Origin of the sequence: Streptomyces sp. NBC_01454, assembly GCF_036227565.1 — a bacterium.
Lineage (GTDB): Bacteria > Actinomycetota > Actinomycetes > Streptomycetales > Streptomycetaceae > Streptomyces.
Genome location: NZ_CP109461.1, coordinates 594,776 through 619,188, shown reverse-complemented (window position 1 = coordinate 619,188; position 24,413 = coordinate 594,776). Strand labels below are relative to the sequence as shown.

Sequence of the window (24,413 nt, the reverse complement as noted above, 5' to 3'; positions counted from 1 at the left end):
CGCGCTGCTTCTGCCGTCCGTCCAGCACCTGCACGCGTCGTTGACCGGCGGCATGGGCGACCAGCGCGGCCAGTGCGCGCGAGCCCGCGATGAAGTCGACGTGCACGAGGCCCGGTGGAAGAAGGCCGCCACCCTCGACAACGAGCACGCCGCGCGGTGAACGCTCCCCGGGGAGCCGCCGAGCCCCTCCAGAGCACCACTGTCCGCTCCGAGTCCTTAGGAACGTCATGAGCAATCCGTTCGCCCCGCCCATCGACCTCAGTCATCTGCCGAACTACCGGCAGGCCGACGCGCGTCCACGCCGCGCGGTGTTCCTCGGCCGTGTCTCCACCAAGGACCGGCAGCTTCCCGCCTCGTCCATCCCGCGGCAGGTTGTCCTCGCTGCCGAACGCCTCGACCCGGGTGAAGAGTTCATAGCGCACTTCTGGGATGTGGAGTCCGGGATGTTGCCCGCGCATTTAAGGGGCCTGGGACCGCAGGAGATGTACGACGGGCTCGGCGTGCCGACGCCCCGGGACGGCGGCCTCCAGGACCTCGTGGACCACGCCGAGCAGATGGGCATCACGCACGTCCTGGCCGAGCGTTCCGACCGCGTGGCACGCGCCATGCTGACCAGCCTCACCGTGGAGCACGAGCTGGAGCGCCTCGGGGCAGAGGTGATCTACGCCAACGAGCCGACGGGCGGCACCGAGTCCGGCCGGCTGCGTACCCGCAGGTACGGGCAGGCCGAGGCGGAGATCTACCGCGCGACGATGATCGAGATGTCGATGGGGGGCCAGTTCCAGCATGCAATCGGCGGATGGAACCACGGCTACCCGCCCTACCCCTATGTTGCGGTGGTCGACGACGATGCCCCGGTTCGGGGGCAGGGCCGGTTCGGGGAGTTGCGGCCGAAGAAGAAGCTCGTCCCGCACCCCGACGAGCACCGGTTCGACGCCGCCCGGGAGCTGTGCCGTCTACGGTGCGAGGAACATTTGAAGGCCGCGGACATCATCACCATCTTGGAGTCGGATCCCGACCGGTATCCGATCGAGGGCCGATGGACGCACAACCGTGTGGAGGGGTTGATCGCGAACCCGAAGCTCAGCGGCTATCAGGTGTACAACCGCAAGTCGAGCAGGACGGGCCGCGCCGGGTTCTCGCGGCGCAACCCCATTTCCCAGTGGGTGTGGTCGCCGAAGGTCGTGCACAAGCCGGTGGTGAAAGTGTTCTCCACCGTTTCGCTGTCTCATGAGACATCCGGAGAGGGGTTGGCCTGGGCTGATGGGATGCCGTCGCGAGTGGGGTTGATCCGCGAGGGTTCGGCTGCGGCTGAGACAGTCAGCAGGGGCCGATGACGTCGGTTCGGGACGCCCGGTGTTCGTCGAGGGCGACGACGGCTCCGCGGCCGCCGAGTTCTTCGCGGAGGGCTGCGTTGTCGTGATGCAGGGCCGCGATGACGGTGGCGGAAGCGTCGAGCCGGCCTTGCAGCTGGGTGCGCTCGCGTTTGATCGTCTTCAACTCGGCACGTAGTTGCCGGAGTTCGTCATCACGCCTGACTTCACCAGGGGTGCGAGCGTCCGTGGCGGCTGTGCGCCGGTCCCATTCGGCGAGGATTTTGTGTGCCCGGTTCATGGTGGCCCGGCTGACGTCGGCTTCCCGGTAGAGGTTCTCCTTGGTCAGCCGTCCGTCGGTCCGGGAGGGACGGCCGGTGAGGAGTCGTTCCATCGCGGCTCGCAGGGCCTTCGCGGTCTCGGCTGAGACGTGGTCCGTGATCGTCTGGCAGGTGGTTGTCGAGGTCAAGTCTGGGCCCTTCGGATCACTGAGCGGACGTCGTCGAGCTGGTGGTTGAGCTGTTCGCGGCGGCAGGGGGCGATCTTGGGGGTGTCCAGCAGGGTCAGGAGGCTGGTCTCCTCGCTCTGCCAGATTTTGAGGTGGTCGGGGGTGATGATGCTGTTGGGACAGCGGCCGGGCTGACAACGGTCGATCAGCGGGCCGGTGTGGCCAGGTGGAATGATCGCCTTTTCGATGCACTTCGCGCCGGCGGGGTGGTTCTGGTCGAAGGTGCAGTGGTTGAGCTTGCCGAAGCGGAGCGAGATCCGGGTCTTGCGCAGCAGGTCGTATTCGGTCCGCTTGTCGCCGGTCTTCGCAGTGCGGGTCACCTCGATGGCAGTCTTCTTGACGGTGTCGAAGGTCTCGGTGAGTCTGTCGGCGCCGGGGCCGTAGCCGATCGTCCGGCCTGCGTGGTGCTGGTCGTAGAGGTCACGCAGTCGGATGAAGCGGGCGTCCTCGATCGCAGTGTCCAGGAGCCGAGCCCAGTTCGCGTCGGAGGCGGCATAGCCCTGGGTGGACCGGTTGGCCAGTGCCCTGGTGGCCGCGTGCTTGAGTTGCAGTCCGAGCGCGATCTCGGAGCCGGGCTCGGTGCCGACCAGCATGGACATCGTCTTGCGGAACATGTGAGGTGCGACCCGGTCCGCCGGGATCTCGTCCAGGCCGGTGCGGTCGGTGTGCTCGTTGACGTGCTCGATGAACTTCTCGATCAGCTTGCGGCTGATGCTGTGCTCGTAGCGGTTGGCCTGGGTTGTGCTGCCGGGCAGGCCGGGGTCGGCGAAGACGAGTTCGGGGTGGGCGGAGAGTTCTTCGGCGACGAGGATCGCGCGGGCGACCGGCTCGATGATCCACCAGTGTTCCAGGGGCCGGCCGGGGTCCTGCTTGCGTTTGCGGGAGACGACGGCCGGGGCTCCGTAGAACTCGGTGACGACGCTGCCGCGTACGATCTCGCGGATTTCGCTGTCGCGCATCATCGAGGTCGCCGCGACGAGGATGTAGCAGGCAGCCCGCAGTGCCCGGCATTCGTGCCCGAGGGCCCGGGGGTCCAGGCCCGGATGCCAGGGGCCAGTGGTGCCGTCGGGGCGGGTCACTTCGCGGATGTCGTCGTGGTCGATGAGACTGCCCGGCCGGCCCTGGAGAGGTACTGCGTTGAAGACGATCCTCCTGGCCATGCTGAGCTTCGGCCCCTGGCTGCCGCCGGAGGTGAAGTAGTTGCCGCTGCCGCGACCCATCAGCTCGCCCAGCAGGCTCCAGTTCGGCTGGCCGACCGGGCCGGAACCGCCGTGGTGGAGGGGAACAGGGTGGGCGGGATCGGCTAGCCAGCGCCGGGTGTGGTCGGGCAGCGGCTCCAGCGAGCCAGTCGGCCGGGGCGAGAGCCTCAGGTGAGTATCGCGGGCCTGGAGGATGTTCGCGGAGAAAGTGTCGATGTAGGTCCAGGCGGCTTTGATCAGCGGAAACCACATTTCGGGTCGGATGTTCGGGGTGGAGATTTCATCGGTTCCGGGGTTGTTGGCGACGGTGCGGGCCGAGCGTCCCGGCCAGGGATCGGCCGCCAGGCCGCCTCCGGTCAGCGCCGGGGAGAGTTCGTGCAGCAGTCGGACGGAGCCGACGTAGTTGCGGACCATCCCTGCCGACCGGATCTCGGACTTCTCGGCGATGTAGCGGTGCATGTCGCTGCTGGTCCAGCGGGCGGGGTGCAGACTCAGGCCCGCTTCACGGGCCCAGTCGATCAGGATCCGCAGCTCGGACAGCAGTCCGATCAGCGTGCCGGGCTGGTAGGGCTCGCGGTCCAGGCAGACACCGGCCGCGATCAGAGCCGGGTGCTGTGGGTTGAGCACGGCCATGCTGATTTCACGGACCCGCAGGTTCCACTGTTTGGGGAAGTTGTCGAACACGGCGCCCCAGCTGGACGGGACGATGTTCGCTGGCCGCCGCTGTGCCGTGAAGGCCCACCGGTCCGTGCGGCCGAAGCAGGGAACCTCTGCTTCGGGCAGCAGCGGCCGACCTTGCAGGACCGGTTCGTCCTGGCGGAACAGGGCCGACAGGCCCAGCGGAGCGGTGAGGAATCCGCGTACTTCTTCCGAAGCGGAGACGTGTACGGCCTCGTGCCCGAAGCCGGCTGGTGAGGTCATGAGTCGAACTCCGTGAACGAGGACAGGGGAAGTTGCAGCCGCAGGCCCTGGTCGGCGATCTGCCGGCGGGCCCGCTCCATGTCGGCGGGCAGGACGTCGGCCAGCACTGCCCGCAGGTTGGTGCGGCTCTGCCCCCAACTCTGGTGGAAGACCCGCGGGTCGAGCCGGGCCGCCAGATTCTCCAAGTGCTCTGCGAACAGAAGGAGTTGGGGAAGGTTGGAGGGCAGAATGAACGCGTTGCGGCATTCCAGGCAGCGCAACGGGGCGACCGCGCAGAGCTCGCCGGCCGGGCTGTAGGGCGACTGGTAGGGATCGCGGCAACTGCTGACGCCCATGTCGAGCTCTCCCTGGACGATCGATTCGGCTTGCTGCGTGTCCAGGCCGAGACCGTCGAGGACCTCCGGCTCGCCGAGGTGGACGGCGGCCTTCTCGTCCAGGACCACCGGCCCGGCCAGGGCCCGCTCCAGCCAGTCCTGTTGCGCGCGGGTGATGGTGTGTCCGGCCATGGTCCGCAGCGTGGTGCCGTGCGCGTAGTGGCCCCAGAAGACCTGTTCCGTGTGGTCGTCGGCGGCGTCGCTGACCAGGCCGCGGAACGCGATGGTCTTCTCGACCTTGGCCGACTTCCGCAACCGGCGGATGTCCATCTTCCCGGCGACCACCACGCCGGTCCGTTCCACCCATTCATCCAGGCCGCCGCCCCGGCCGACCGGTTCGAAGGGCCTGAAGGACAGTTCCCCGCGCTGGTGGGAGCCGTGCGTGTTCGGGATGACGTTGGCGCGGATGAACAGGTAGGGCTTCTTGACGGTGCTGCGGCGCCGGGCCCCGGCCGTGACCTCGAACAAGGTCCGCAGGATCTCGCTGGTCCTGAGCCCGGCCCGGTCCGGGTGCATGATCCGGGTCTCGTCGCCCATCTCCTTGAACTCGCGGTAGCGGATCTTGTGAGCGCGTCGTTTCACCAGCCGCAGCCGTACTCCGCCAGGAACGAACTCCACGTCGTCCTCGGTCAGGTAGGCGACCTCCTCCGGGGCATGGCCGGTCGCGGCGACCAGCAGCACCCGGAACGACTGCAAGTCGATGTTGCGCGGATAAAGCAGCGAGGCGAGCGCAATGGTCAGCAGGTAGCGGCCCTGGTTCGGGTTGAACCGCACTCCCGCGACCTCGAAGATGTCCTTCAGCTCGGACGGCCAGGCGGTGTGCGTCGGCAGCGCCGACCAGATGTCGAGCGGACAGACCAGCCCATGGGCCAGCCCGAAGGCCAGATTCGCCGGGTCGGTCCAGCCTACCGTGCGCGGATCGGCGCCCGCCGCCACCAACTCCCGGCCCCGCGCATGCCGTTCCTTGAGCCCGCGGATGTCCTTCCAAGCGGCCCTGACCAGCTGGCGCTTCTCCGCCCGGGTGAACTCCTCCAGCTCCCGCGTCCCGCCGCGGTTGACAGGGACGGCGGTCGTCAGCACCCGCTGGACCGCCGGCGCCAGGGCCCGCTCCGGGTGCTGACCACGGAAACGGATCAGCGACAGGACATCGGCGGCCAGGAAGTAGGGCCTGGTCGAGCTCTCCTCGAACTGGCCGGGCAGGGCCCTGATCCACTCCCGGATGTAGAAGCTGACGTCCGGCTCGTCCAGTGCCAGCGAACACGCCGCCGCCTGATCACCCGCCTCGCGGTCCACGAACGAGCACAGCTCCAGCAGTCCGCGCCGGTAGGTGAACACCCCGGTCGGGTGCGGCCTCTTCAGCTCGACGTAATCGGCGAGTTCGGCCGCGAGCTCGTCCGCCAGCCGGCGGCAGGCGAACCCGGTCGTGTCCACCCTCACCGTGGCCTTCCGTCCGTGCGCGGTGGACGCCTCCAGTTCCCAGAGCCCGCCCAGCCGTGGCGGACGCATCTCCTCTGCGGGTTCGGTGAAGTCCCGCGTGCGTTCACCCCTGCGCGGCATGCCGCTCCGCCTCCAGGAGTCGGATGGCGATCTCCGCGTAGGAGGCGCCGTCGCTGTCCGCCCAGGCACTGAATGCCTGGTCCACGTAGGTCATCGGGTCCTCCAGGTAGGCGAGGTACTCGTAGGTGGTGCGTGGACTGGCGTGTCCCAAGGCCCGCTGGACGACCAGCAGGGGGTTCATCGAGATGTGTTCGGCCAAAGTCACCAGCGGTCGCTGGTCGGCCCGCCGCAGCTCAGTCTCGATGAGCATCTCGGTGAGGTGCTTGAGGAGCCGCAGGGCGTAGGTGTGGCGAAGATCGTGGTAGCGGTAGGGCTTGCGCGGCAGCACCGGCGCCGGACCCCGCTCGGCGGAGGCGGTCATCCTCTCCCAGGCATGGCGCCGGATCCGGTCCCAGGACGAGGCGCCCAGCATCAGCCCGCCCTGGCCGAGGAAGACGGCCATCGCCTCCAGCCCTCCGGGACACTCGCGGACCGTGATCCGCCGCAGTCCGGCGGGCATCTGGGCCATGGCGAACACCCGGCGTCGGCCGCCCAGCACCCCCGACAGACGGCCGCGGGCCTCGTCGACGGAGTCGACGACGAACAGTTCGCGGTGACGGTGGGCGAGCCGGGCCGCCGCCCGCTCGACGATCTCCGCCCGCTCCAGCAGCTGGTAGGTGTCGACCAGGTCGAGCGGCGCGGCCGGGACATACGGGCGTTTCCCCTTGAGCGTGGACACCCTGATCATTGGATCGTGATGATCCATAGGACAGGAGTTCCCGTTGGGGACGTCGAAGTACTCGCCTGAGTTCCGGGCCGATGCCGTCGCGCTGTATCACTCGAGCCCGGGTGGGACGTACGCGTCGGTGGCCAAGGACCTGGGCGTCAACCACGAGACGCTCCGCACGTGGGTGCGGGATGCCGAGCAGGCCGCCCGGCCCGGGGCGGTGGAGGCCACCGCGATGGAGAAGGAGAACCGGCAGCTGAGGGCGCGGGTGAAGGAACTCGAGCTCGAGCGGGAGATCCTGCGGAGGGCCGCGAAGTATTTTGCGGCGGAGACCAGTTGGTGAGCAGCCGCTTCCAGTTCGTCGAGGATCACCGTGGCGCCTTCGGCGTCAAGCGGCTGTGCCGGATACTCGCGGTCTCGCGTTCCGGCTTCTACCGGTGGCTGGCCGGCGCATCCGCGCGGGCCAGCCGGGCGAGGGCGGATGCCGAGCTCGCCGAGCGCATCAACCGGATCCATCAGGAATCGGACGGCACCTATGGGGTTCCGCGCGTCACCGCCGAGCTGAAGGAGGCCGGGAAGCCGGTCAATCACAAGCGGGTCGAGCGCGTCATGCGCAAGTTCCACATCGTCGGGCTGCACCTGCGCAAGAAGGTCCGCACCACCATTCCCGAGCCGTCGGCGACACCGGTGCCGGACCTGCTCCAGCGGGACTTTGCTGCCCCGGTGCCGAACACCAAGTACGTGGGCGACATCACCTATCTCCCGATCGGCAACGGCCAATTCCTTTATCTGGCAACGGTGTTGGACCTGTGCTCGAAACGCCTGACGGGCTGGTCGATCGCCGACCACATGCGGACCTCGCTGGTCACCGACGCGCTCAGGGCCGCAGCGAGGGCCCGCGGCGGGGACGGCCTGCGCGGGGCGATATTTCACAGCGACAACGGGGCGCAATATGTGTCGAAGGAGTTCGCCCAGGTCTGCTCGGAGCTGGGCGTGACCAGATCGCGAGGCACGGTCGGCACAAGTGCGGACAACGCCGCCGCGGAGAGTCTGAACGCGACCATGAAGCGCGAAACGCTCCAGGGCCGCAAGCGGTGGAACGGGGCCAGTGAGGCCCGCCCCGCGGTCTTCCGCTGGGCGACCCGCTACAACACCCGCCGACGGCACTCCCGCCTCGGCCAGATCAGCCCGATCACCTACGAACAGCGATCAACTACGCTGGCCACCGCCGCATGACAACCGGTGTCCACGATCACGGGGAAGGCCCCTACATCTCCCGGCGCCGCCTGTACTTCGCGCACGCCTGCAACGTGAACCCCGCCTCCCCTCCGGGGCGACGGGCCAGCTCGGGCAGCAGCACCGTCGACCACTCCCGCTTGCGCATCCCCGTCATCAGCGCGAGTTCGGCCGCCGCCCGGTTGCGGTGCGGGAACCCGCCCCGGAAGCCACCGTCGACCTCGCCGCCCGGGCACTGTCCGCCCAGCCCGACATCACGGAAGAACAGGTACTGCTCCAGCGTGAGGTGCCGCACCTGCATGCCGTGCGCCATCCCCGAGCCGTATGCCTTCGGCATCCGCAGCGGCCCGTGCCGCCGGTGCCCGACCTCGGTCATCCACGCGAACAGACCGTTGACCGTCGCCGCCTCCCGGTCCCACGTCACCGGATCGATCGGGACCGCCTGGACGTCGAGCCGCTGCCGGCGATAGGCAAGCAGGTCGACCTCGCCCGCCGCGAGCAGATCGGTCCCCCGCGACACGAGGTACTCGGCCAGCCTCAGCACGACGTACGCGTACGAACGCATCGTCTCCGGATCCCGCCCCAGATAGGCGAGATGCCGGAACCACGAGCACAACGGCTCCGTCGGCCGCATGTCCGGCCCCAGCACGACCGGGGTGCCGTCCGGGATCACCCGGCGGTCCAGCAGAGCCACCGCCGTACCGCCCGGGAGCCCATCGCCGTACCGGTCCACCAACGGCCGCTTCACGAAGAACAGGTCCATCTTCCCTCCCCTGAGATACCACCCAGAACAGAGAAGAACAGGACAGAAGTGAATGATCTAGAGATAGTTGATCAAACCACTCATTGCGGTGAGACAGATCAGAACTATGCGGAGAAAGCCTGGAGGAGTGGATGCAGGCCCAGGAGGTCACCGCGGGACTGCGCGCGGGTGTCGAAGGCGGCCCGCTGCTGCGGATCCGTACCGCGGCCTCCCGGCTCGGGCTCACCGTCACCGCGGTCAGCAGCAGCACCACGCACACGCTGTACCTGATCGGGAACCGGCAGATCGTCCTACCCGCGCCGGTGCCGGACACGCTCGTCCAGCAGGTCATCGAGGACATGGGGAGCGCGGCGTGAGCGAAATCATCATGGGCCAGGCCCACCGGCGCGGCCGGACCTGGGTGACGCACCTTGCCGAGCACGGTGTCTATGCACACGGGCGGACGCTGAGGGCGACGGAGGCGAACGCCGTGGAGGGGCTCGAACTCGTCGGCGTGAGGGCAGAGGTCACGCTCACCCCGGTGACACCGGAGCTGGAGACGCTCCGGGCCGCCGACGACGCCCGCGAACAGGCCTTGCGTGCCGCGGTGCACTCCCTGGCCCTGCGCCGTACCACGCGGCACGACATCGCCCTGGCAACACGGGCACCGGCCTGGCTGGTGAAACAGATCCTCGCCGAGCAGACGAAGAAGGACGACTCACAGTCTCCTGCGGAATCAGCCACAACAGCCGAGGGCACCGTATGACTCACGGACGCCCGTACGGGTTCCTGCGGCCCGCCGCTCAGGGTTCCTGGAACCTGCGCGTCTTTCCTTTCGATCCGGAGGTCCACCGTGTCGTCAGGACCTCCGAGGCTCCGGCCATTGTGGTGCCGGGCGCATGAACGGCTACCGCGAGAAATCGTGAAGTTGCTGGCGGCGCACCGGCGCGAACCGGATAAGCGAAGTCTTCGACGACTTCGTCGAGATGGCGGCGCTGGCTCTGCGCAACGCCGTGGACGTCCGCGGGAGCGAGGCCTGGGAAGCGCGCGAAGGGCGGTACCTCCAGATCGCCGGCCGCTACAGCAGAACAGAGCTGGACCGCTTCGGGCACGCCCTGGCGCTGGTGACCGCGGAGATGGAGCGCGAGCCCTGCGACGTACTCGGCCGCCTCTACATGGAGTTGGAGCTCGGCAACGAGCGGCTCGGCCAGTACTACACGCCCTACGACATCGCCCAGCTGATGGCCGAGATGCAGATCGACTCGGTGGTCGAGCAGGTGCAGAGGGACGGCTTCGCCAATGTGTATGAACCCAGCTGCGGCGCGGGCGCGTTCATGGTTGCTCTGTCGCAGGCGATGCTCGAGCACGGCCTAAATCCGCAGACGCAGCTGCATGTGACGGCAGAGGAAAAGCACCGCAGGCCATGCACATGATCTACGTCCAACTGACGCTGCTGCACATCCCCGCGGTGGTACGCCGCCGCGATGTCCTCACGCTGGAGACCTTCGAGTCGTGGCCCGCTCTCGCTCATGTCCTGGGCGGTTGGGGCCGGAAGCTCAGGGAGGTCCGGGCGATCAATGGATCACGGCGGTTGATCATCGCCCCGCCTCAGGAGACCACCGAAAAACCCGCTGATGCTCTGGAGGTGCAGCGATGACGATCATGCAAGAACGAACCGATCTCTCTGACGTCGAGAGCGACGACGCGCCGGCCTGACGCGTGCACTCGCGATGCATCGGCGAGGACCGAGGGGCTGTCGTCGATGACGTCATGATGGCCGTTGCCGAGTACGAGCGCCTGGAAGCTGGAGAAGTAGGCACACCGCCGGTCGCAAGCGAGAAAAGAAGATCCCCGTGGAGCACACGTCTCCACGGGGATCTTCGTCATTCGTACTGTTGGCGCTGATGCTCATTCACGGCGCCGCGCTCCTTGCGTCGCCGTGCCCTGGTTGATTCCGCCGCGGGTCTGCGCCGTCGCGGCGTGGACGGTTTCACGCGCTCCGGCCCGCGTCGGTGATCGCGTAGCCGTGCCCGTCTTCGGTGTGCGTGGCGAGCCCGAACTGCTCGTTCCACGCTCATGGTTGGTGTCCTCACTTCTCGTCGTCGCGGTTGGCGCCTGAGGGAACCTGAACCAGGTGAGCGAACCGCTCGTCGGGGCCAGGGCCGATCTGGACGCCCTCGGGGTACTCCATCTCAGCCGTGGCGTGGCAGATGACGTAGGTCTCGTCACCGTCCCGGTGTATTGCCACGTACTGGCCAGCGAACCCGACGATCCGGCCCGGAATCCCCTCGTGCTTCACTTCCAGGCCGACACGAAGGTTCAGGCCGTAGTAGTTCCGGATGTGGGTGATGCTGTTCTCGACACGGGTTTGGATGCTCCGGGCGTCCTCACGCAGTTCCTCGACCTGGTCCTCGATCTGGAGGCGGCGCTCCCACGGCGCGGCCAGGTCCATGGTGTCGAGCAGTTCGCGAGCCTTGCGCTCGAAGACTTCGGCGTCGGCGTAGATGGCGGCAGCGCTCATAGTTGGTGTCCTCACTTCTCGGTGGTGCGCTCGGCGGCTTCGTGTTCGCGGCGCGCCTGCTGCCGCTGGCTGCAACGGTGGTCGGGCAGGGTCTCCAGCGTCTCGGTGCGGACTATCGTTCCCCAGTCGGAGCAGCGGATCCGGCCGGTGCGCTGCCACTCCCGTTCCTCCTGCAGGTCGGCCTCGTCGCGGAGGGCGGCGGCCTTCTCCAGCCACATCCGCTCGTCGTCGGTACGGGGCCCGGCGATGGCCGGCGGCACACGCTGCTCCAGTTCGGCGGCGCGGGCCCGGAGTTCGGTCGGGGTGCTCATGGTCGCTTTCCTTACTTCCCGGTGGTGCGTGACAGTCGGCGGAGGAGGCTTCGTGCTTGGTCGATGTCGCCTCTGTCGATGAGGTTGACAGCCCGGCTGATGTCCTGGCGGAGTTGCCGGTTCTTGTCGGCCTGGTCCTGAAGGGCGGCGGCCAACGATGCGATGTTGGTACTCATGCTCGGTGTCCTCCCTTCTCGCTGTCGCGGCCAGTGGAGGTCACGGTTCGGGCGACCAGCAGCGCGTCCTTTACCGTGATGGGCTCGTCCCCGACCGCCCTGGCGTACACGGCCGAGGACCGCAACAGCTTCGCGCCCGCCTCGCGGAGGTCGGGGGCGATGGTCTTGTCGTTGGGTCGGAGGACAGCAGCAGCGCCGTCAATCAACTCCTGTGCTACCTGTTCCTTGTGGCTCCTGGCCTGCATGTCACTGTCCTCACTTCTCGGTGGCGCGGTCGGCGGCAGCCTGCGCCGCCCGAATCTCGTCGGCGGTGACGGTTTCGAACCACCACCAACGTCCGCCCTCCCAGTGGTCGATCTTCGCGCTGGTGGTCGGGCTGTCGGCTCCGAGTGTGGCGAGGACGAAGGCGTAGGTCTTCGCCTCGCTCGTGAACGACGTCACCTCCACCTCCACCTCCACCCCCGGCCCGGTCAGGGTGACCCGCCACGGCTTCGACGGCTTCCTGGTGGTCACGGTTGGTGTCCTTACTTCTCGGTGGCGCCGCAGCGGTGGCAGCGCGCGAGGCCAGTAGCCGGGTAGTCGTGTGCGGGCGCGCCGCACCTCGACGGTGTGCTGCTTGATGTGGACCAGGTCGCCGACCCGGAACTCGTCGGCGGGGACACGAAGCTCGGTCATGCGGGGAACGCCTCCGGGTGGGCGGCCTTCCAGTCCAGCCAGTGCTGCATCGGCTCGTCAACGATGGTGTGGCGGAGGTCCATGACCTGCTTAGGGGTGAGCCTGCCAGGGTGCTTCGCATGGGCGTAATCGGTGCCGCTTACGGTGGGCGGAGTCGGTACGAACGTTGGCCCGTAGATCCACGAGCAGCGACGGTAGCCCCAGCAAGAGAAGGACCCCGACCTGGTGCTCTGGCACCAGGTCGGGGTCCTTGTAGAGGTTTGGCGTCAGTGAGTCCTCTGAGACAGTCGCAGCCCGTCCATGCCCAGAGCATCCGAGTGGAAGCTGACTTCCATGGCACCCAGCCCGTCGACGACCTGCTGGGCCGCTTCGCCGAGCTCACGCACGGCGTCGCGGTTGTTCTTCCCGAGGATCTGCTCTACGCCATGCGACTGCGTGATCTGCAGGTTCAGACGCACGCGGCCGTCCGCTTCGCAGACCGCGGCGAACACATCCAGCTCCAACTCGCCGGCGTACCCTCCGATGCAGTTGTTGAGCATCGCACCCCAGCGCGAGAGCGTCTCGGCATCTCGGGCGACGACGAGGCTCAGACCGGGGGCTGCTTCCCGACCATCCAGCAGTGCGGCCGTCTGCAGTGCCCATTGATGGCGCTGGGCCTGCCTCGCGATCCGCTCAAGGCGGCGAGCTTCCTCGCGTTCGTAGCGCTCACGATCGCGGGCAGCCATCAGCTCGCGCCGACGGTCCTCGATCAGACCCAACGCCTGCACGCGGAACGCCTCGTCCTTCCAGAGGCCCCAGTCAGCGACCTGGGCCGCGCCCTCGGGAAGCAGCCGGATCTCGCGGTTGTAGTGCTCCATCTCGCGAAGGGCGTAGATCTCCTCCTGTATGACGCGCTGGGCCGCGCGGCCCCGGGGGTCGTGCCAGCGCTCGATTGCGGGCAGGTCCCGGACCAGGTGCTCGAGGTCACGGGAGCCGCGGACCCGACGCTGCCCGCGGGCAGCGATGATCTCCGGAAGGAGGTCGAGGTCACGGGTGACGGCCAAACGGTGAGCCGTGCAGTCGGCTGCATCGGCCAGCGTGCGCCGCGCCTGGTGGACGGGTTCCTTGAGGATCCGCCGCAGCACCGGCTGCGGAGTCCGGCGCAGGATCGAGCGGATGCCTCGCTGCTGTAGGGATGTGAGCGACGGCTGGCGCATCAGGTCGCGGCCGCTGGCCGTCTTCGTGGTGCGCATTGCGTCGATGAGCCAGTCCACCGGCACCAGCCCGCGGAACATGGCGAACCAACACAGGGTGCTGGTGTCCAGACGCTCCACCTCGCGGGCCAGCGGCCGACGGTAGGCGCGCACGCCGAAGAGGTTCTTCGCGACCTGCGCATGGTCGTGGGCATCGAGATAGGGCAGGTAGGCGGCGGCCGGACGATCCTGCCGGTCGTCCTTGAGCAGCGGGAAGCGGTCGTTCCAGTTCGGCAGCTCGCCGATGTGTTCGCGGATCGCGGCGATCGCCTGGTCCACGGCGTTGTCGACTCCGCCGGGCTCCGGTCCTTCGAGCCGGCGGGCCTTTGGGTTGCTGCGCATCCACAGCTGCAGTGTCCTGGACAGCCCGTGGGTCCAGGATTCGACCACGGTCTCGGAGAAGACATGGCGGGTGGTGGATTTGCCGGTGCGGCGGTCGATCTCGCGCAGGACGACGAGGTCCTTCTTCGTGCGAGCCATCGACGTGAGCTTCTCGGAGGTCCAGTAGTGGAATACCTTGCCCGAGGCGCGCATGCGGTGCACGCGCTTGTAGAGCGAGACGGCGACGGACGTCCGGCCGTCAGGTAGAGCCCGCGCCAGGATCCTCAGGCTGATGCCGGAGATCGCGCCTTCGACTGCGGCGACACCCTGCTCGGCAAGGGCGTCGTCGACATACTTGATGTAGAGCAGGGCGTGCTCGGTGCGCTCGTGCATGGCGGTCTCCCCCGGAAAGATGTGATGGATTCGGCAGTGAGACCCCCGGCGCTGCCTTGCAGCGCACTGCCCGCGTCTCATCCGATTGCCTCTTCCTCCCCAACTCGCCCCCCTGTCAGGGCATTCGGGACCACCCGCCAATGAAAGGCCATGTCATTTGAAAGGTCTTTCGACAGGGATTGCACAGCCCGACTGACTCGGAGTGAGAAGCCGGGGCTGAGCGTGCAAAAAAGGAAGACCCCCGGCCGACGGTCCCTGCGGGGGTCTTGGCTGTGCTGTTCGTCAGGCACACCGTTCCTTACGGGGCTTCGTCTACATGCTCAACTCTCCTTCGCACGGTTGGTGTGGTACGACGACCACAACCTTTCGCACGTCTCCGGGTTGTCGGCGCCGGTGCGCCGCGAGAAGTCCTGGCCGCAGCGGACGAGGTACTCGTAGTCGCCGCGATGGTCCGGGCCCTCGACCCGCAGCACCTCACCGGTGCCGCCAGGCAGACTCCGAGCCCAGATCTGACTGCCGTGATACACGCGGTCGCCGGGCTGTAGGGGATGGCTCATCAGCCCTCCTTGATGCTGGCGGCGAGCGCCCGGAGGTCGCCCATGGTGAGGCCGGTGCGCACGCCCTGGCCGTAGATGTTGTTCGTGGCCTCGATCATCAGGCAGCCGTCGGGCTCGTCGGCGTACACGGCGAGCACGTGGGCCAGCGCCTCGACCGGGGTGGCGGGCGCGTCGCCGTACTGCTCCATCGCCTCGCGGCGGATCTGATTCATGGTTCGCATGGCTCAACTCTCCTTGCTCGGATAGTGCTTGCGGATGTGGTTGGTGACGCTGGCGGGGGCTCAGGTCTCGGCTGCGGCGCGCTGCACGAGCTTGGCCAGAGCGTCCTTCGTGTTATGCGCCAAGCCGACGAAGCCGCCGCCCTGACCGTAAATGCCCGGGATCCGGCCTGCCTGCGTCGGGATCTCGATCGAGCCGACGAACGCTTTGTCGGTGGGCTGGTCGCCCTTGAACAGTCACAGCCAGGTGGATCCCAGGCTGTCGGTGCCGACCGCAGTGCTGTAGCCGGGCCGGGTGTCGTCATCGACGCCGTGCCAGCGGATCGTGGCATCGGCGGCACGGAAACGAGCGGGCATCTCAGTCCTCCTTGTTCTTGCATCGTCGGTTGAGGTGGTTGCGGACGCTGGCGGGGGGCCGATCGTCAGCGTCACCTCTCGTTGGGCGTCGGCCGATTGACGCCGAGCCAGTTGCTGTACTCGTCAGCCGGATCGCACAGCACGTTGACGCGCGGTTCCTCGTCGGGGCGCAGGTCCCACTGGATATTCGTGACGAGCCAGTTGTCCTCGTCGCCCGGTCAGGCGGGTGGCGGGGCGTCCGTGGGCGCCTGCCAGCACCGGCTTGCGCCAGTCGTAGACGGTGGCGCGCAGCCAGTGGCGGCCGTTAACCCTGTGGCGGAAGCCTGCCGGGTGCTGCCGCATCAGGCGGCTACGGGTGGTCGTGGCAGTCATGGTGCCGCCCCTCAGTAACCCTTGCGGGCCGCCGCGCGGGACTGGGCTTCGGCGTCACGGTCGGGGATGGTGGCGATGATGCCGCCCGGGTTGTCGGCCCTGGCGAGGGACTTGGTACGGGCCGGGTCGGCGTACAGGGTCCACACGTCGCCGCCCATACGGGGCCAGTAGGAGAGCTGCCAGAACCGGCGGTTGGCGTAGCTGATCTGCCAGGAACGCGGCCCGGACGGGTGCGCGCTCACACCGGCCGGAAGGTCCGGCAGTTCCGGCGCGGGACCGTACGCGCGGTCTATGTAGGCGAGGTGTTCGGCCGTCGCCGTGATGGCGACGCGCACCGTGTGCGGCCACCGGTGCCCCTCGGGCAGCATCGGCGCCCACTCCTTCCACTGCGCCTCGCTGCTCGCGCTGCCGGTGTACGGCGCCCAGGCCGCGCCGCGCGCGTAGTTGAATCCAAGCCGCATCAGGTGCCATCCGGCGGCGGTCTTCAGCCCTTCCGTGTTCGCGCCGTCGGTGATGGCGTCCAGGTAGATACCGGCGGGGTCGTTCTCCCGACCGGCCGCGCCCCGCTCCGTGAGCAGGATCATGTGGCGTTCCGCCGTACTGCCCTCGGCGGTCATCAGCCGCAGCGTGGCGCCCCCGCCGGCGAGCGGGTACGCCATCCGGATTTCCGCGACGGTCGGCAGGGCGGCGAGTTGGCCCGCACGCATCCGCTCTAGCCGCTCGATCATGGTGGCCGACACCTGGGAACGCTCGTCGCCCTCGGCGGCCATACGCCACGCGGCGCCGTGTGCACGGGTGCCCTGGTCGCGAGTTGCCGGCGCGGCGGCCTTCTCCCGTTGCTGGGCAACCGTGGTCACCGCGAGCGCGAGCGCGCCCTTACGCGTCGTGCTGTCGGATCCGGCCTGCCTGCGCTCGCCCCCCACCTCCCGCACCCTCCAGAACAGCGCGCCGCGCTCGCTCACCTGAAAGGCGGCGTACATGGCCTGCGGGAACCGGCGCCCGTTGAGCGTCTCGCCGGGCAGCGCGAACAGCCAGCCGTCAACGCCGAAGCCGGCGCCGTCAGGCTTCTTGCCGTTGGTCGGCGTGTACCGGGTGTATTCGGGCTTGACAGTCTCCCGGACGATGCTGCGGGCCTGCGTGGTCATGCTGGGTTTCCTCTCGGGTTGCTGCCGTGGTCGGGTGTGTGCTGAGTGCCCCCGGCCGGTCTCGAACCGGCCGACCCGCCCGCACTCGTCGCAGGGTCGGGGGGCGCCATGAGGGCTAGAACGGGGGGCAGCACAGGGGGCCGGTGCACTCGTGCGCGGCGGCCTGCGCCTGCGCGGCCTGGCGCTCGCGCTCGGCCTGATCGCTGCGCATAATGCGTCGGGCGACACAGGGCGCGTTGTCGCACGTGGTGTGCCCCTTCAGGGCGTCGGTGGAGTCGTCGAAGACCTCGATCAACCCGTAGTCCTCGCACCAGCCGCACAGCGGCTCCGGGGCGTGCAGGCTTTCGCCGTCCACGCACCCGATCCAGTTGGACGAGTCGTACCAAGCGCCCTGCCCGTCGGCCTCGATCCACTCGATAGCGCGCGCGCAGTGCAGACAGGTGTACTCAGGCTCCGGCACCGTCAGCCCGAAGTGCTCGGCCACGGCGGCAGCACACTGCCCGGCCTGCATGCCAGCGCTCGCCGTGGGCTTGTGCTCGTCGCCAAACCCGTTGAACACGAACCGGGTTGACTCGTCGTCGGTGACCATGGCGGCCACGGCCCACAGTGCGACCGTGGGCAGGTCGTAGTGATCGGCGAACCGGCGGCCCTCCGGGGTGCGGGCGGACGGGTCGGCTACACAGTGGATCCACACCCGCGCACGCCCCGGCACGCTGCACACCAGGTACTCCGTAGGCAGCCCGCGCCACGGCTGGTCCACGTGGTGCACCATCCCGAGTACTTCGAGCGCGTCACGGAGCATGGCGCCGGTGTGGCCGTCGTACGCGGGGCGCGTCTTGGTGAGACTGGGGCGTGCGGTGAGCGTGGACATTCGGGGTTCTCCTCGGGTTGGTTCGGGTTCCGTGGCCGTGGGCGCCCCGCCCAGGTGCAGGGCGCCGTAAGGGGGTTGGGGTGTCAGGCGCCCTGGCCGGTCAGGCCGCGTGCGGTGCAGTAGGCGGGGATCAGGTCCCAGGTGGAGCCGAGCCGGTACCACCAGAAGAGTTCGTCACGGTCGCGGCCGGTCGTGGTCTTGCGGGTGCCGCCGTCGGTGTAGTGGTCGGCGATAACCAGGGCGACGGCGGTGTGCTCGGCGTGGGACAAGCCGGGGCCGGTCACGTGCCGTTCGGCGGCGATGCGGTCCAGGCGAGCGAGGATTTCGGGGGCGGGAGTGATCTCGGGGGCGGCGTGCTGGCCCATGTCGGGGGGCCTCTCGCGTGTGGAGGGTGGGGTTCGTGCTGAGTGCGACCGGCCCGACTCGAACGGGGGCTGCCTGGGCATTCAGGGTGGCGCCGGGTGATCAGATGCCGTCGAGCCGTAGCAGGTCACGCAGTACGGCCGGTCCGTCGTCCCCCGCCGGTCGGCGCCGCGCCTGACGCCGTGCGGGAGTCTTGGAGCCCTTCGGCGGACGCGGGTCGGGACGCTGCGGCGTCCTGCGTCACCTGCGTGCGCGCCGTGGGGGCCGTCTCCTGCGCCTGGGTGGCCTCCACCTCGACCAGCGCGGCCTCCGTCTGCCCGAGAGTGCCACCCGCGCCGTTGCGGTACTCCGCCGGAGCCGGAGCCTCAGGGCGTTGCCGTCGTGCAGCTCGGCGACCGCCGCGACGCGGGCCGCCTTGCCGCGCGCCGTGCATGGGCCCTCATGCCCTGAAGACCAGACCGGATCAGCTCCGCTGATCAGGCAGACAAAGAGAGACCCCCGCCCGGCGAGCATCATGCTCAGCCGACGGGGGCTCCGCGGAATTCACCTGCCGACGCCCAGAGGTGAGCCCCAGTCGGCTACGGCTGGATGCTGCCGTCCGGCACGAGGATCGTGATCCGGTCCTGGCACAGCTGCTGGCCGCCGTTCGAGAAGAGATCACTCAGGCTTCCTGCGTCCATGCCTTCCTGGTCGGGCCCGATCTTCAGCCGCCTCCTGTCGTGCGGGTCGCCGGTGTAGCTCGGCTTCGACGCATCGACGGGCTCGACCGTGCAGCGCAGCCGCTCGACGCGCGGCGTCTGGTCTGCTTCGTGTGGATCGATGACTCGGACCGTGATGTCGTTGATGAACGTCGAGCGGTGCCACAGGAACGACGGCTGAGCTCTGCGCTCCTCTACCGACACGCTTCTGGGCACGACGACGTCGTGGTCATCGATGGTCGTGTAGTCGTATGCGCCGGTGTACGGAGTCTCCGCCTCGGGGGTTGCCTTGTAGTAGGAGCCGTCAGTGCGCTTGACGAGCTTCTGCACGGGATCCGGGACGTAGACGATCTTCGTGTTCGCCATGGCAGCGCGATCCTGTGCGTCTTGCTCCTTGATGTGGTTGAGCCACAGGAGCACGCCTGCGACCAGGGCGGCAACTATCGCGATCGAGATCGCCCAGTCACGCAGGCGTTGGCGTAAGGGGGTGTTGTACATGGTGCTAGGTCTCTCTCGTTCTGGGCGTGGTCAGGTGGTTTCGACGTCGCTGCGCACGCGCAGCCGTTTGGCGAAGAAGCCGGCCTGGACGGTGAAGTAGCCCTGGTGCAGCTCGTAGAGCTCAGGGCAGACGGGTTCGGAGGCCAGGGCTGGATCGCTTCCGGGAAGAGGGCTCTTCCCTCCCAGGCGAGGTGTCAGACATCTCAGTAGTAGACGAGCTTCTGGAGCTTCATCGCGGTCATCGCCGACCGATCGGGCTCGGCCGCGGCGTGCTTCTGCAGGATGTACTCGGCGACGTCGAAGACGGATGTCTGAGACTGAGCGATGGTTCCAACCTTCATTCCGCTGCGATCACCACCAGTGCCGGAACAGGTAGTCGCCGCGCGGCAGTTCGCCGCAGCGGATCAGATCGGCCAGGACCAGCCGCAGCGACGGCGAGAAGGCGCGATCGGCGAAGAACCGGTCCTCGAACACGGCATTCTCAAGGTCTTGCGTCGCCGGCGGGTTTGCCTCGACGGTGGCTGTTGTGTTTCCGTCGGAGACGCGGATGCTCAGCCAGTAGTCCAGCTCCGTCATGCCGGTCTTGAAGGCGCTCTCGCCGGTGCGGGAGTCCCAGCCCAGGTAGATCTCGGCGTCGTCGAGGTCGCCGAGTGCCTGCAGGTAGTCCCCGTCGGAGGTGAGCTCGTAGAGCTTCGCGCTGTCATTGCCGATGTGCTCGTCGTCCCGCTGGCATCCGCGCAGCGAGCTGTACGGCTTGCCGTAGACGCGCTCGGCGATGGCCTCGATCGCAATGTATCCACCCTCGGCGGTCACGAGATCAGCGTGCGGTTCCAGCGTGTAGACGCTGCGGGGCGTGTATTCGGGTGCATCGGGCATGACGGGGCCTCCTATGTGCGGTTCGGTGATAATTGCGGGGACGAGCCAGTGCGGCTCAGTGCTCGCCTCGCAGGAGGTCCGCCAAGGCCTGAGCGTGGGCGTTCTTGGCTTGTTCGACGGCGGCCTGCTCCTGGAGAGAGTGGATTTCTTCCCCCGCCTGGATGCGCTCGTCGACGGCGTTCATGGCGAGAATGACGGCAGCGAGTTCGAGCCGGGCGTCCGCCACGCGGCGCTTCAGCTCGGGGTGCCGCTCGGACATCACGCCCAGCCGGTGGACGGCGTCGATCTTCTACTCTTCACTGACGGTGGCCTCTGCTGGGTGGTGTTGAGGGCATGCGGTCAGGGAACAGAGCCCAGCGCCACGAGGACGAGGAGGACGAGGAGGACGGGAGAGGTTCTGGTGCGGGACATGGCGTCTGCTTTCCGCTTCCGTCGAGTGGGGGCGAGAACGAGGAGCCCCCGCACGGCGTGATCCCTGCGGGGGCTGATGGAGCGAATGCGTTGCGCTCGTCGGGTCAGGCCTGGGCCGGCACCCCAGCGAGGTCGACCTTCCGGCCTCGGGCAATCTCGGCGGCCGGGACGTCGATACGGAAGCCGCCGACCGGGTAGCTTGGGTGATCGGAGAACACCACGGCACACATCCAGGAGCCGGAGTGGCGCTTGCGCGGCAGCGGCTCCTCCTCGACGCCCTCAGGCAGAGCGTCCTTCCGGAACTCGATCGGCACCACAACGACGCGGTAGGACTGACTCGTGAGCGGCGGCTCCCAGGGCAGCTCGACGAGCAGGTCCTTGGGCCACTCGTCGATGGTCACGGGCAGGGTGGACAGGTAGTGGTTCAGCGAGCCTTCGGGGGCCTGGGCCAGCCGGGCCCGCTCCTGTTCTTCGGTCTCGATGAAGCCGATGCGGCTGAGGAAGCTCATGGTGATCAGTGCTCCTGAGTCAGTTCTTGGTCCGGGCAGCCGGCATGGGTTCGAAGAAGGCGAGCTCGTCGAGCTCGCAGCGCACGCCGTAGATATGTGCGGCCGCCAGGGCGGCGAGGTCCTGGTGTACGAGGTCGTCCGGCTTCGTCAGCCAGTGGACGAACACCCCGGTGTCGTCATGGCCGTTCTTGGAATGCCGGACGATGACGCCGATGCTGCTGCCGGGGACTGCACCGAACTCGTACTCGAGGTAGCCGCTGCTCAGCGCGTCTCCCTGTAGCCGCACTCGGAGCACGTGTGCGTGACCTTCTTGGCCTTCTTGCCGCCGCGGACGCCATAGGCGTTCGACTCCATGTCGACGGTGCAGTTCGGGCAGTTCATGGCGCATCTCCTGGCATGACGATGGTGTCCTTCGACGCCAGATCCGGATCAGCTCCGCTGATCCCTTGTGCTCACTGCCTTCACGGGACGAGCAAGGCGAGCCACGAAGAAGAAACACAGCACCCCGGCGCAGCTGCTGCCCGAAGGCAGAGCGCGCACCGGGGTGCTGGGCAAGCCGGAGCCGCGGAGATCTCCAGGGACGCGCCGCAGGGATCAGCTGCAGCGCTCAGGAATCGAACCTGTTCCGCGGTCGGTCTGCACGGTGTGCCCACTGGCGTACGCCGAGGAATCAGTCGACGCACTACGGGTTCGAACCGCTCCGTGCAGAAGTCGTGACGGTCTGTCATAGGACGCCCGAAGGCGGCCGTCCGCTGTGAGTGGGCTGGTTGCAGTCAGTCGCCCTGGTCGATGTCGAGCGCGGCAGAGAGCTTGTCGAAAGCAGACTGCAACTCGCCGCTACGCACCTTGTCGGTGCCCCACAGAGTGCCGGGGACGAGTTGCTCGATGATGAACAGCTCCCGAGCCATGGCCGCGTCGATGAGCGCACGCACCTCGTCCGGGGTCAGATCTACAACGGCCATACAGGTCCCTTTCCTTGGATGGGTTCGGCGGGAGGAATGCCAGCCCTCCAGCCCGATGTCACGGCCCTTGGGTTGCGTGTCGCTCGCACGTCAGGCACGCTCCGGCCAGAATGGCTGCTGCTGGCGGGCGCCCGCCGTTGAGCCAGATGTTCACGGCCTGCCCAGGGGCAGACGAGGGTGCCTGCGGAGTGCGGCTCGGTTGGCCGGTCGCTCACAGCGCACGACGGGGGTTTCCGTGGCGATGCCATCGGCGGCAGGGGCACCGCTGTCCCGGGCTCGTGTCCGCACTCTGGCGCGGCGGCCGGCAGGGTGCGCAACCGCCGTGATGGGCGGACACGGGTGCCTGTCTCCGACGCCTCGCAGGGATAGGTGCGGTCAGCGGCGTAGCCGACGCGCTTTCATGAGGCGGCCCCCGGCTCCGTATGGGGAGGAGCCAGGGCCGAGGCAGGCGGGTGAGCGTCAGGCACGATGCTCCATGACGGCGTCGACGCGAGGCTGGGCGGCGGTCTACTCGCCAGCGTCGCGGCGGTCCAGGTGCTCCAGGCGAGCGATTCGGCGGCGCCTGACCTCCTCCATCACGGGCTCCCAGTCGCCCCCGGCGAGGTTGACCGCGCGGTTCTCGATCTCGAGATCGGCGGGCAGGACTCCGTTGGTGACGAGGACGGTGCCGGTGCGCTTCCAGGTGTCGAGGCCGATGGCCGCCTCAGCGGGGACATCACGGGCGGCCAACCACCGAGCGATCTCGGGGAGCTGGGCGACGGACCGCTGGGTGGAGATGTGCACCATGTGGCCAGCGTCGAGCAGGGCCCGCAGCGCCTCGGGGGCGCCGGCGACAGCCTCCTGGAGGCGCCCTTCTTGCCAGCCCTGGCGGTCGTGGATGACCCCGTCGTAGCGAGAGAGAATCTGGCGGGACTTGTCGTCGGCGTAGGCGGCGAGCTGGCGGAGTGTTTGCTGCCAGTCGCCCTGGTAGAGGGCGATGCCGCGTCCGATGCGGACGTCGCCCTGGACGACGCTGTCGGTCACCAGCACCGCGGCGGTCTCGTTCCAGAACTGCCGATCGGGGTCGGTGTTGGCCTCGGCGGGGATGCCGTGGGTGGTGAGGAGAGCGAGGACGTCGTCGATCTGGGTGCGGGGGGTGAGGACGTGCACGGCGTACTCGGGGTGCTCGACGAGGTGGCGTATGGCTTCAAGCGACGGGCCAGGCGGGTCGGTGATGGTGTTGGCGCGCAGACCGATGGTCAGGGCACGGGGCATGGGCAACTCCTCATCCTCGTCGGGTCAGTAGCGGCGTAGCGACCAAGTCCGCTTGACGTTCCGTCCCCGCGACTTCGTTTTGGTTGAAAAACGGTTGTCTCTCGCATCCAGGCAGGGAGGGCTGGCCCGGGGGGACGTACGCCGACACCCACACGTCGGCCTCCAGGGGCCCACGCTCGTCGGGCTGGTGAGACGCTGCTGGATGTCGGCGCGGGTGACGACGGGCGTGCTCATGCCAGGGACCTTTCACGCTGCGAGTGGTTCATGTATCGCCGTCATGCGAGGCATCCCCGCGTGCGGGGAAGCCGGGACCTTGCCCGTCGAGAACCCGCCAGTGCGGGGACAATCGGCCCGCTGGTTGAGGCCGCGCGCCGTACTACTCAAAATAGCGGGCTGGAACAGCCGTTGGTGAAGACTGTGCCGCGATGGCCTCGTGGATCGTCTCCATGTCCGCGGGTCAGGACCTTGAACGTACCAACAAGTTGGCTTGTGGCCGGCTGCAGGCCCTGCTTGCTGGGCCGAGCACACGCCGGGGGTGTTAGTCGAGGCCGACGGTGACGGCGTTGGCGTGCAATGCGGTCTCGAGGGTGGCCCGGTCAGCAGGGCTCGGCGAGCATGCTGGCCAGCGCGCGGTCCAGGTTCGTGAGGAACCCGGGAGATTCCGCCTCGCGGCCGTAGGAGACGGCCTTCGCGGTCCGTCGGAGAAAGTCGCCGAGCGCCTGACCAGGCAGACTCAACTCGGCGGTCCCGTGCGGGGAATGCAGGCGGAGGCGCAGTGTGCGCGAAGGCAGATCGGTTGGTTCGATCTGCACATCACCCATTCCCGCGGGCCCGCTCAGTCCGTCCCTCAGCAGCTCCCGCCCGAGGGTCCACATCACTGGGGCCTGGTCACCGCCCCGGTCGAAGGTGACCTCAATGCAGTGGGGGGTGTCCGGCGAGTAGGACAGGCGGGCCAGGACACACGCGGCTGCCGGGAAGCCGAGGTGCACGTAGAACTGCGTTTCCATTCGGTGCTCCATTGGAATGTTGACCCAGGCGGGCCGGTGCGTTGCCGCAGAGGCGCTCAGAGCCTCAGGCGCGGCGCTCTGCAGCGCCAAGCCAGCCGGGGAAGCGGGCGGGCGGGGGTCTGGGTACCGG

The 24,413-nt window shown here is 68.2% G+C and carries 31 protein-coding genes; 6 read left to right on the top strand and 25 right to left on the bottom strand.

What is annotated here, in order from left to right; genetic code table 11:
* Positions 1-227: 227 nt before the first annotated feature.
* Complete coding sequence (locus OIU81_RS39720; RefSeq protein ID WP_329142870.1) at positions 228-1,337, top strand: hypothetical protein; 1,110 nt, start codon at positions 228-230, stop codon at positions 1,335-1,337.
* On the opposite strand, the gene OIU81_RS39715 is transcribed toward OIU81_RS39720, so the two are convergent.
* The 4 genes from OIU81_RS39715 to OIU81_RS39700 are packed head-to-tail and all read right to left on the bottom strand — an operon-like array spanning position 1,321 to position 6,590.
* A complete protein-coding gene (locus OIU81_RS39715; RefSeq protein WP_329142872.1) occupies positions 1,321-1,782 on the bottom strand; it encodes a hypothetical protein in 462 nt (153 codons plus the stop codon). The two genes, OIU81_RS39720 and OIU81_RS39715, sit on opposite strands and share 17 nt — an antisense overlap.
* A complete protein-coding gene (locus tag OIU81_RS39710) occupies positions 1,779-3,941 on the bottom strand; it encodes an integrase (protein ID WP_329142874.1) in 2,163 nt (720 codons plus the stop codon). Before OIU81_RS39710 ends, OIU81_RS39715 begins: the two co-directional genes overlap by 4 nt.
* Entirely contained in the window at positions 3,938-5,872 is a 1,935-nt protein-coding gene (locus tag OIU81_RS39705) for a hypothetical protein (RefSeq protein ID WP_329142876.1), read from the bottom strand. The genes OIU81_RS39710 and OIU81_RS39705 overlap by 4 nt, the downstream gene beginning before the upstream one ends.
* Positions 5,856-6,590, bottom strand: a complete 735-nt coding sequence (locus OIU81_RS39700) for a hypothetical protein (protein WP_329142878.1) — start codon at positions 6,588-6,590, stop codon at positions 5,856-5,858. Before OIU81_RS39700 ends, OIU81_RS39705 begins: the two co-directional genes overlap by 17 nt.
* A gap of 43 nt (positions 6,591-6,633) precedes the next feature.
* Between OIU81_RS39700 and OIU81_RS39695 the strand changes: the two genes are divergently transcribed.
* Positions 6,634-7,814, top strand: a protein-coding gene (locus OIU81_RS39695; protein WP_329142510.1) for an IS3 family transposase whose coding sequence is annotated in 2 segments (ribosomal slippage) — positions 6,634-6,901 and positions 6,901-7,814 — 1,182 coding nt in all. Because the reading frame shifts where the segments join, the coding sequence is not laid out codon by codon here.
* A 31-nt stretch (positions 7,815-7,845) separates the two neighbouring features.
* On the opposite strand, the gene OIU81_RS39690 is transcribed toward OIU81_RS39695, so the two are convergent.
* Complete coding sequence (locus tag OIU81_RS39690) at positions 7,846-8,577, bottom strand: hypothetical protein (RefSeq protein ID WP_329142880.1); 732 nt, start codon at positions 8,575-8,577, stop codon at positions 7,846-7,848.
* 131 nt (positions 8,578-8,708) lie between these two features.
* On the opposite strand from OIU81_RS39690, the gene OIU81_RS39685 reads away from it, so the two are divergent.
* From OIU81_RS39685 to OIU81_RS39670, 4 genes are all read left to right on the top strand, one after another.
* Positions 8,709-8,933 (top strand): hypothetical protein, encoded by a 225-nt coding sequence (locus OIU81_RS39685; RefSeq protein ID WP_329142882.1) that lies wholly within the window; start codon positions 8,709-8,711, stop codon positions 8,931-8,933.
* Complete coding sequence (locus OIU81_RS39680) at positions 8,930-9,322, top strand: hypothetical protein (RefSeq protein WP_329142884.1); 393 nt, start codon at positions 8,930-8,932, stop codon at positions 9,320-9,322. The genes OIU81_RS39685 and OIU81_RS39680 overlap by 4 nt, the downstream gene beginning before the upstream one ends.
* A gap of 220 nt (positions 9,323-9,542) precedes the next feature.
* The gene (locus OIU81_RS39675) at positions 9,543-9,989 is read left to right on the top strand and encodes an N-6 DNA methylase (protein WP_329142886.1); all 447 of its coding nucleotides are present in this window, start codon (positions 9,543-9,545) and stop codon (positions 9,987-9,989) included.
* Positions 9,980-10,213 carry a hypothetical protein gene (locus OIU81_RS39670; protein ID WP_329142888.1) on the top strand — a complete coding sequence of 78 codons (234 nt, stop codon included), beginning with the start codon at positions 9,980-9,982 and terminating at the stop codon, positions 10,211-10,213. Before OIU81_RS39675 ends, OIU81_RS39670 begins: the two co-directional genes overlap by 10 nt.
* Before the next feature lie 432 nt (positions 10,214-10,645).
* Here the strand turns inward: OIU81_RS39670 and OIU81_RS39665 are convergent, their stop codons facing one another.
* The 20 genes from OIU81_RS39665 to OIU81_RS39570 all read right to left on the bottom strand — a co-directional run bounded on the left by OIU81_RS39665 (position 10,646) and on the right by OIU81_RS39570 (position 24,283).
* A complete protein-coding gene (locus tag OIU81_RS39665; protein ID WP_329142890.1) occupies positions 10,646-11,077 on the bottom strand; it encodes a hypothetical protein in 432 nt (143 codons plus the stop codon).
* A gap of 11 nt (positions 11,078-11,088) precedes the next feature.
* On the bottom strand, positions 11,089-11,388 hold the full coding sequence (locus OIU81_RS39660) for a hypothetical protein (protein ID WP_329142892.1): 300 nt from the start codon (positions 11,386-11,388) through the stop codon (positions 11,089-11,091).
* An 11-nt stretch (positions 11,389-11,399) separates the two neighbouring features.
* Entirely contained in the window at positions 11,400-11,564 is a 165-nt protein-coding gene (locus OIU81_RS39655; protein WP_329142894.1) for a hypothetical protein, read from the bottom strand.
* Entirely contained in the window at positions 11,561-11,809 is a 249-nt protein-coding gene (locus tag OIU81_RS39650; RefSeq protein ID WP_329142896.1) for a hypothetical protein, read from the bottom strand. Before OIU81_RS39650 ends, OIU81_RS39655 begins: the two co-directional genes overlap by 4 nt.
* A 10-nt stretch (positions 11,810-11,819) precedes the next feature.
* Positions 11,820-12,239 carry a hypothetical protein gene (locus OIU81_RS39645; protein ID WP_329142898.1) on the bottom strand — a complete coding sequence of 140 codons (420 nt, stop codon included), beginning with the start codon at positions 12,237-12,239 and terminating at the stop codon, positions 11,820-11,822.
* 266 nt (positions 12,240-12,505) lie between these two features.
* The gene (locus OIU81_RS39640) at positions 12,506-14,185 is read right to left on the bottom strand and encodes a hypothetical protein (RefSeq protein WP_329142900.1); all 1,680 of its coding nucleotides are present in this window, start codon (positions 14,183-14,185) and stop codon (positions 12,506-12,508) included.
* A 320-nt stretch (positions 14,186-14,505) separates the two neighbouring features.
* Positions 14,506-14,742 carry a hypothetical protein gene (locus OIU81_RS39635; protein ID WP_329142902.1) on the bottom strand — a complete coding sequence of 79 codons (237 nt, stop codon included), beginning with the start codon at positions 14,740-14,742 and terminating at the stop codon, positions 14,506-14,508.
* A complete protein-coding gene (locus OIU81_RS39630; protein ID WP_329142904.1) occupies positions 14,742-14,963 on the bottom strand; it encodes a hypothetical protein in 222 nt (73 codons plus the stop codon). Before OIU81_RS39630 ends, OIU81_RS39635 begins: the two co-directional genes overlap by 1 nt.
* Positions 14,964-15,700: 737 nt before the next feature.
* Positions 15,701-16,834 (bottom strand): hypothetical protein, encoded by a 1,134-nt coding sequence (locus OIU81_RS39625; protein WP_329142906.1) that lies wholly within the window; start codon positions 16,832-16,834, stop codon positions 15,701-15,703.
* Positions 16,835-16,949: 115 nt separating this feature from the next.
* A complete protein-coding gene (locus OIU81_RS39620) occupies positions 16,950-17,705 on the bottom strand; it encodes a hypothetical protein (RefSeq protein ID WP_329142907.1) in 756 nt (251 codons plus the stop codon).
* A gap of 83 nt (positions 17,706-17,788) precedes the next feature.
* A complete protein-coding gene (locus tag OIU81_RS39615) occupies positions 17,789-18,070 on the bottom strand; it encodes a hypothetical protein (RefSeq protein ID WP_329142909.1) in 282 nt (93 codons plus the stop codon).
* A 576-nt stretch (positions 18,071-18,646) separates the two neighbouring features.
* Entirely contained in the window at positions 18,647-19,264 is a 618-nt protein-coding gene (locus OIU81_RS39610; RefSeq protein WP_329142911.1) for a hypothetical protein, read from the bottom strand.
* Positions 19,265-19,467: 203 nt separating this feature from the next.
* A complete protein-coding gene (locus OIU81_RS39605) occupies positions 19,468-19,605 on the bottom strand; it encodes a hypothetical protein (RefSeq protein WP_329142913.1) in 138 nt (45 codons plus the stop codon).
* 10 nt (positions 19,606-19,615) lie between these two features.
* Complete coding sequence (locus OIU81_RS39600; RefSeq protein ID WP_329142914.1) at positions 19,616-20,140, bottom strand: hypothetical protein; 525 nt, start codon at positions 20,138-20,140, stop codon at positions 19,616-19,618.
* A gap of 55 nt (positions 20,141-20,195) precedes the next feature.
* Positions 20,196-20,399, bottom strand: coding sequence for a hypothetical protein (locus tag OIU81_RS39595; protein ID WP_329142916.1), 204 nt, complete (start codon positions 20,397-20,399; stop codon positions 20,196-20,198).
* A 256-nt stretch (positions 20,400-20,655) separates the two neighbouring features.
* Positions 20,656-21,060, bottom strand: coding sequence for a hypothetical protein (locus tag OIU81_RS39590; RefSeq protein WP_329142919.1), 405 nt, complete (start codon positions 21,058-21,060; stop codon positions 20,656-20,658).
* Between the two features lie 19 nt (positions 21,061-21,079).
* Positions 21,080-21,346: a hypothetical protein gene (locus OIU81_RS39585; RefSeq protein ID WP_329142921.1), complete on the bottom strand. Its 267-nt coding sequence runs from the start codon at positions 21,344-21,346 to the stop codon at positions 21,080-21,082.
* A 487-nt stretch (positions 21,347-21,833) separates the two neighbouring features.
* Positions 21,834-22,022: a hypothetical protein gene (locus tag OIU81_RS39580; RefSeq protein WP_329142923.1), complete on the bottom strand. Its 189-nt coding sequence runs from the start codon at positions 22,020-22,022 to the stop codon at positions 21,834-21,836.
* Positions 22,023-22,529: 507 nt separating this feature from the next.
* Entirely contained in the window at positions 22,530-23,276 is a 747-nt protein-coding gene (locus tag OIU81_RS39575) for a hypothetical protein (RefSeq protein ID WP_329142925.1), read from the bottom strand.
* A 596-nt stretch (positions 23,277-23,872) separates the two neighbouring features.
* Positions 23,873-24,283 carry an SsgA family sporulation/cell division regulator gene (locus tag OIU81_RS39570; RefSeq protein ID WP_329142927.1) on the bottom strand — a complete coding sequence of 137 codons (411 nt, stop codon included), beginning with the start codon at positions 24,281-24,283 and terminating at the stop codon, positions 23,873-23,875.
* Positions 24,284-24,413 lie beyond the last annotated feature (130 nt).

What these genes read in the sequence shown, in the direction of transcription:
- OIU81_RS39720 (WP_329142870.1), top strand. Translation starts at nt 228, where the DNA reads ATGAGCAATCCGTTCGCCCCGCCCATCGACCTCAGTCATCTGCCGAAC.
- OIU81_RS39710 (WP_329142874.1), bottom strand. Translation starts at nt 3,941, where the DNA reads ATGACCTCACCAGCCGGCTTCGGGCACGAGGCCGTACACGTCTCCGCT.
- OIU81_RS39705 (WP_329142876.1), bottom strand. Translation starts at nt 5,872, where the DNA reads ATGCCGCGCAGGGGTGAACGCACGCGGGACTTCACCGAACCCGCAGAG.
- OIU81_RS39690 (WP_329142880.1), bottom strand. Translation starts at nt 8,577, where the DNA reads ATGGACCTGTTCTTCGTGAAGCGGCCGTTGGTGGACCGGTACGGCGAT.
- OIU81_RS39685 (WP_329142882.1), top strand. Translation starts at nt 8,709, where the DNA reads ATGCAGGCCCAGGAGGTCACCGCGGGACTGCGCGCGGGTGTCGAAGGC.
- OIU81_RS39675 (WP_329142886.1), top strand. Translation starts at nt 9,543, where the DNA reads ATGGCGGCGCTGGCTCTGCGCAACGCCGTGGACGTCCGCGGGAGCGAG.
- OIU81_RS39670 (WP_329142888.1), top strand. Translation starts at nt 9,980, where the DNA reads ATGCACATGATCTACGTCCAACTGACGCTGCTGCACATCCCCGCGGTG.
- OIU81_RS39665 (WP_329142890.1), bottom strand. Translation starts at nt 11,077, where the DNA reads ATGAGCGCTGCCGCCATCTACGCCGACGCCGAAGTCTTCGAGCGCAAG.
- OIU81_RS39660 (WP_329142892.1), bottom strand. Translation starts at nt 11,388, where the DNA reads ATGAGCACCCCGACCGAACTCCGGGCCCGCGCCGCCGAACTGGAGCAG.
- OIU81_RS39655 (WP_329142894.1), bottom strand. Translation starts at nt 11,564, where the DNA reads ATGAGTACCAACATCGCATCGTTGGCCGCCGCCCTTCAGGACCAGGCC.
- OIU81_RS39650 (WP_329142896.1), bottom strand. Translation starts at nt 11,809, where the DNA reads ATGCAGGCCAGGAGCCACAAGGAACAGGTAGCACAGGAGTTGATTGAC.
- OIU81_RS39645 (WP_329142898.1), bottom strand. Translation starts at nt 12,239, where the DNA reads ATGACCGAGCTTCGTGTCCCCGCCGACGAGTTCCGGGTCGGCGACCTG.
- OIU81_RS39640 (WP_329142900.1), bottom strand. Translation starts at nt 14,185, where the DNA reads ATGCACGAGCGCACCGAGCACGCCCTGCTCTACATCAAGTATGTCGAC.
- OIU81_RS39635 (WP_329142902.1), bottom strand. Translation starts at nt 14,742, where the DNA reads ATGAGCCATCCCCTACAGCCCGGCGACCGCGTGTATCACGGCAGTCAG.
- OIU81_RS39630 (WP_329142904.1), bottom strand. Translation starts at nt 14,963, where the DNA reads ATGCGAACCATGAATCAGATCCGCCGCGAGGCGATGGAGCAGTACGGC.
- OIU81_RS39625 (WP_329142906.1), bottom strand. Translation starts at nt 16,834, where the DNA reads ATGACCACGCAGGCCCGCAGCATCGTCCGGGAGACTGTCAAGCCCGAA.
- OIU81_RS39620 (WP_329142907.1), bottom strand. Translation starts at nt 17,705, where the DNA reads ATGTCCACGCTCACCGCACGCCCCAGTCTCACCAAGACGCGCCCCGCG.
- OIU81_RS39615 (WP_329142909.1), bottom strand. Translation starts at nt 18,070, where the DNA reads ATGGGCCAGCACGCCGCCCCCGAGATCACTCCCGCCCCCGAAATCCTC.
- OIU81_RS39610 (WP_329142911.1), bottom strand. Translation starts at nt 19,264, where the DNA reads ATGTACAACACCCCCTTACGCCAACGCCTGCGTGACTGGGCGATCTCG.
- OIU81_RS39605 (WP_329142913.1), bottom strand. Translation starts at nt 19,605, where the DNA reads ATGAAGGTTGGAACCATCGCTCAGTCTCAGACATCCGTCTTCGACGTC.
- OIU81_RS39600 (WP_329142914.1), bottom strand. Translation starts at nt 20,140, where the DNA reads ATGCCCGATGCACCCGAATACACGCCCCGCAGCGTCTACACGCTGGAA.
- OIU81_RS39595 (WP_329142916.1), bottom strand. Translation starts at nt 20,399, where the DNA reads ATGTCCGAGCGGCACCCCGAGCTGAAGCGCCGCGTGGCGGACGCCCGG.
- OIU81_RS39590 (WP_329142919.1), bottom strand. Translation starts at nt 21,060, where the DNA reads ATGAGCTTCCTCAGCCGCATCGGCTTCATCGAGACCGAAGAACAGGAG.
- OIU81_RS39580 (WP_329142923.1), bottom strand. Translation starts at nt 22,022, where the DNA reads ATGGCCGTTGTAGATCTGACCCCGGACGAGGTGCGTGCGCTCATCGAC.
- OIU81_RS39575 (WP_329142925.1), bottom strand. Translation starts at nt 23,276, where the DNA reads ATGCCCCGTGCCCTGACCATCGGTCTGCGCGCCAACACCATCACCGAC.
- OIU81_RS39570 (WP_329142927.1), bottom strand. Translation starts at nt 24,283, where the DNA reads ATGGAAACGCAGTTCTACGTGCACCTCGGCTTCCCGGCAGCCGCGTGT.